The organism is Moorena sp. SIO1F2, assembly GCF_010672755.1.
Lineage (GTDB): Bacteria > Cyanobacteriota > Cyanobacteriia > Cyanobacteriales > Coleofasciculaceae > Moorena.
Map to the genome: position 1 here is coordinate 1 of NZ_JAAHFV010000444.1, position 4,764 is coordinate 4,764.

The 4,764-nt window shown below is 41.2% G+C and carries 4 protein-coding genes and 1 pseudogene; 1 reads left to right on the plus strand and 4 read right to left on the minus strand.

Going from position 1 to position 4,764, the window contains the following annotated elements:
- Positions 1-298 precede the first annotated feature (298 nt).
- The 3 genes from F6J94_RS30470 to F6J94_RS30480 are packed head-to-tail and all read right to left on the minus strand — an operon-like array spanning position 299 to position 4,129.
- On the minus strand, positions 299-970 hold the full coding sequence (locus F6J94_RS30470) for a sulfotransferase family 2 domain-containing protein (protein WP_293047132.1): 672 nt from the start codon (positions 968-970) through the stop codon (positions 299-301).
- Positions 967-3,858 carry a glycosyltransferase gene (locus tag F6J94_RS30475; RefSeq protein WP_293047134.1) on the minus strand — a complete coding sequence of 964 codons (2,892 nt, stop codon included), beginning with the start codon at positions 3,856-3,858 and terminating at the stop codon, positions 967-969. The genes F6J94_RS30470 and F6J94_RS30475 overlap by 4 nt, the downstream gene beginning before the upstream one ends.
- Complete coding sequence (locus F6J94_RS30480) at positions 3,848-4,129, minus strand: hypothetical protein (protein WP_293047136.1); 282 nt, start codon at positions 4,127-4,129, stop codon at positions 3,848-3,850. The genes F6J94_RS30475 and F6J94_RS30480 overlap by 11 nt, the downstream gene beginning before the upstream one ends.
- Positions 4,130-4,241: 112 nt before the next feature.
- Between F6J94_RS30480 and F6J94_RS30485 the strand changes: the two genes are divergently transcribed.
- Positions 4,242-4,379: a hypothetical protein gene (locus tag F6J94_RS30485; RefSeq protein ID WP_293047138.1), complete on the plus strand. Its 138-nt coding sequence runs from the start codon at positions 4,242-4,244 to the stop codon at positions 4,377-4,379.
- Between the two features lie 95 nt (positions 4,380-4,474).
- Here F6J94_RS30485 and F6J94_RS30490 read toward each other — a convergent pair.
- Positions 4,475-4,764: pseudogene (locus F6J94_RS30490) on the minus strand (photosystem II q(b) protein); the annotation flags it as partial.

Sequence of the window (4,764 nt, forward strand, 5' to 3'; positions counted from 1 at the left end):
TGGGAGTAGGGAGTAGGGAGTAGGGAGTAGGGAGTAGGGAGTAGGGAGTAGGAGTAATAAATTTGACTGTATCTTATAGGTCTTATCAACACTATATTTTATAGTTCAACACTCAAAAATTAGCACTGATAACTGAGCACTGAGCACTCAAAAATTATCTAGCGTTTCCTAGTAAGCGTGAGGTACATCTAAATTTTATTCCCTGTTCCCTGTTCCCTGTTCCCTGCTCCCTGCTCCCTGTTCCCTATTCCCTATTCCCTATTCCCTATTCCCTATTCCCTATTCCCTATTCCCTAGTTTAAAAAGAATACTTTCCGTAGTTGATATCATACTCAAACATTTCGGAGACTATTGCTTTGGATTCGCTATCATAATACTGGCTGTAGTGGTCATGCTTGCTAGTATTTATCTTCAAAGAATCTAGCTTTAGTCCTAGCTTTGACGAAACAAAATCTAAGTCTTCCTCTAGGTGTTCAACACGAATAACATAATCGACGAGGAAATTATTTTGATCATCAAGAACATAGTAAGGAAGGGTATAGCTATACAAATCATCAAGAAATTGTTGCTGCTTCAAGTCCCAAGATTTGCCAGTCTTAATCCACTCCTTGAATGGCATCCTGGTGTTTGGGTTATAGGGGTATTTTTCTATAGCATCTTTGGATACACTGACTACTCTTGGTTTTTCCCACCAATAAATACCTCGGTGATCTGGCTTAGCATAAAAGTACAGAGAAACCAGCATATCCCAAGGGTTTCGGATACTAATAAACTTGAAGTAGCTGTTCCAGTTCCAACCCATACGCTCAAAATGCTGCTTTAACAGAGATGCTGGAACATGGTGATGGTAATGTCGCTTCTGATCCGTACTCCAAACATCGGTGTAAGGATCCAATGCCTTACGAATACTAGTACTAGCACACTTAGGTTTGCTGAGGAATACAAACTTATGCTTGTGGGATATTCTCATGATAACTGTTGATAGATGTCCGATTTGACAATGGATTTTAAAAAATAATCGTTGCTCAGCTTTTCTTTAATCGGGTGCTGCTGCAGGTAGTGGTGGGTTTCCTCAATTAAAGCAAAATCCTCAGCTTTGGCTGCTGCTTCTTGTCTAGACTGGAAGTAAAGGGGATAGTCTTCGCCCAAATACTCTTTTACAGCTGGCAGCGGATTGACTAAAACCGGAGTATTTCTGACGATACACTCAATGATCGCGTTATTGGCACTGGTGTCATACAACTCCAAATAAGCAATATTCTTTGACAAGACTTCATCATACTCATCATTGGGCAAATAATCAACTATCTGCACATAACTGTAATTGGGCTGTAAATTAAATACTTGTTTTTCAGTGTGTAACATCTCCCCAGAATAGGGTTTACGTAACACCACCTTTTTGTAGTTTTTTACCGGTAAATAGTAGATAGAGTGCATCTTCCGCAACCAAATTCCAATTTGGATAATAGTTGGCTCAGGATTTGCCAAAAACTTATCCATCGAAAACTTGACATCTGGGGTTTCCGTAGGATGGATGATGCTGACAATCGGCACATCTAGCTGCTTTTGGAGCCATCGACGAGAGTCTTCAGATAAACAAAATAGACCTTGACAATACTTAATACTCTCTTGCCACAACTGACTTGCAAATATTCTCTGAGGTGACAGGTGTTCTTGAAACCATTTAGGGGCATAGGGAGGGCAATGGATGAATCCAATCCAAGGCTCTGTATAAGCAGTTGGGGTGTTGTTACAATCTCCAGGATCGGAACCCCAGGCAAATTTCTTTTCTATGAAGCCATCCACCAAGATTCCAGCATCATTATGTAACGCTTTCAAGCTATTCATCGCATAAGACCATCCAGAGCGATGCTCCCCGTAATGATACTGTAAAGCAGAAGCAAGATTGAGTTTTTTCGGATAATCCCCAGAGTCTTCAAACCCTGAATCCTGCTCTTCAGTTTGGGAGACATCAAGGCTTCCATTACCATTGGATTTCTCAGTTAGCGGTACATAATACTCCTGTAAAATTTTTTTCTCAAAATCAACCGTTGATTCAAACCGCCTGTTATAGGATTGAGGGTCTTCTAGGTAAATTCCTAAAGGTTCCCTCAACAGCATGAATTTAGACCCGTTAGTTGAACAACGTAACCAAAATTCCCAATCAGCACTCGCGCCATACTCAATTTCATCGAAATAGCCATTTTTTTCATGGACACTCTTCCGCCAGACCGGCATACAATGGGGAAGATTTTGGGAGCCTATTTTACCTTTTTCCTCCCCTTCAGCCCACCACTTTTCTTGAAAAAAGTCTTCGGTTCCAAAATACTCCGGAAATCCCACATACCAGACAGCATGAGCCGTATTATTATCCCAGGTTTCATTGGGTTGCATCGTAACTTTCAGAGGAGCGCAAACTACGTCCACATCAGGATGCTCATCCAAAGCTCTCATATGTTCTTCGATATGTCTGGGAGCTCTGCGGTCATCCAGATTAGCGTTGGTAATATAGTGACCACGGGCTAGTCGAATGCTCATGTTCCAAACTTCATACAGCCCTGGGTCTTCATCCAATTTTATATAGATAATATTGGGATACCTGGTCATATACTTTTTAATCACAGGCTCTTCATTTCCCGGAGAATTGGGATTGACCAATAGTAATTCACATTCAGCAAAAACCGTCTGCTGGCTAATATCCTTGAGGAAGTGTTCAATATACTTATCCCCTTTAAAGACTGATGTGATGATGGATACTTTGGGTTTCCATTTATAGGTACTAAATGGTCGATTAAGCAGAGTAGAGCGTATTAGCTCTTGCCATTCCGGTAGGTTACTGAATGGATAAGAATTGAATGGAGAACCATAAGCCGCTGAAAATGTTGTAAACTGCTCTATCCAATCGGAAATAGTTTCGGTTGGTTGATAAGGGGTAATGCTTAGGGAGTTTTTTAACTGCTCAGCCATAGTGGTGAAATTCCCAGAATGATAACAGGTCCAGGCTAACCAAACCAAGGAATTATAATCATGATTTTTAGTATTGGTATGGCTATAGACCGGATTCTGAGCATCAGGTAATCTGGGTTTATATATAATCGGTTGTTTACTGTTTTGATAAATTGTCAAGAATTGCTGAACGATATAGTTATCGATGTGACCAATTAAGTCATAATCAACTTTGTTGATATCAGCTTTTTCTTGATAAGAATGATACCGAGCTGGAGCAAATATTTTGGTAAAATTAAGGGCTGATTTTTGCCAAATTTCGTAGCTATAGTTTGTGGAGTGCTTGACATGATAAGCAACGGGAGACACTAAGTCTTTTATGGTTAACCCCTGTTGCCAAGCAATCACTGGTACCCAGAAATCCCAAAAGGGAATACCAAGGCAAAAGTCAGAGGATGGGAATTTTTCCAGCAGTTCTTTTTCAAAAAAGAACACATCAACCCCAACATCGTAAATCTCGCCGTTGATTGATTCAGCAGTATCAACATCGACTCGTGAAGCGAGCAGGATAGAGTTTTGAGTTTGCTCTCGAATAAATTCTGTAAAATCCTGCTCAGCTTTTAAGATAATATCTGCGTTAACAATTCCACAGATTTGGCTACCGTACTCACGCAAATAGGATAAGAGGTCATCAATGTAAACATAAGGCTTACCATAATGCTCTCGTCCATCCCGAAATACTCTGTGAAATTTAATGTCTTGATATAAAGGCTGGAGTTTCTCAATCTCTTCTATAATATTTAAAGAAACAACCTCAAATCCTAGATTAAGCCAACTATTAATAGCTGCTTGTTGCTTATTAATATTTCCTGGTGCAATACTGGTTACGATGACAAGGGTTTCAGTTGTCATTAGTCATTGGTCCTTGAGGAAAGGGAACAGGGAGTAGGGAGTAGGGAGTAGGGAGTAGGGAGTAGGGAGTAGGGAGTAGGGAGTAGGGAGTAGGGAGTAGGGAGTAGGGAGTAGGGAACAGGGAAAAAGTTGTGTGTACCTCAGGTGCCCTTGACCTTGGCGAATTTAATTCGCCAAGGTCAAGGGCACCTAACTTGTGATCAGAAGTGCTATATATCGATGCTATCGGACTTGATAGTATTTTTCTGTTGATAGTAAACCCAGTTACCACAGACAAATTTAAATTTTTTATAAAGTTATCGACAATTTTATATTAAGTTTTATTAAAGGCAACAGTAAAGACAAAAGGTAAAGGGGTATTGACAAAGAACCAATGACTACCAATGACTATCGCGTTTCCTAGTAAGCGTGAGCTACATCTAAATTTTATTCCCAGCTCCCAGCTCCCAGCTCCCGACTCCCGACTCCCGACTCCCGACTCCCGACTCCCGACTCCCTGCTCCCTGCTCCCTACTCCCTAAAACCTGAGAACTCCAATAATGACAGACAAACAAAAAAAGCGCTCCCTATCTGGAGAGCGCTTTGTGTTAATCAAGTAGATTAAACCAAGTTAAAATTAACCGTTGATCACTGGAGCAGTCAAAGCTACGGGAGTAGCTTCAGCCGCAGCTAGGTCTAGAGGGAAGTTGTGAGCGTTACGCTCGTGCATTACCTCGAAACCTAGGTTAGCCCGGTTAAGTACATCAGCCCAGGTGTTGATCACGTGACCTTGTGAGTCGATGATGCTCTGGTTGAAGTTGAAGCCATTCAGGTTAAATGCCATGGTGCTGATGCCCAGTGCAGTAAACCAGATGCCGATTACAGGCCATGCACCCAAGAAGAAGTGCAAGGAACGGCTGTTGTTGA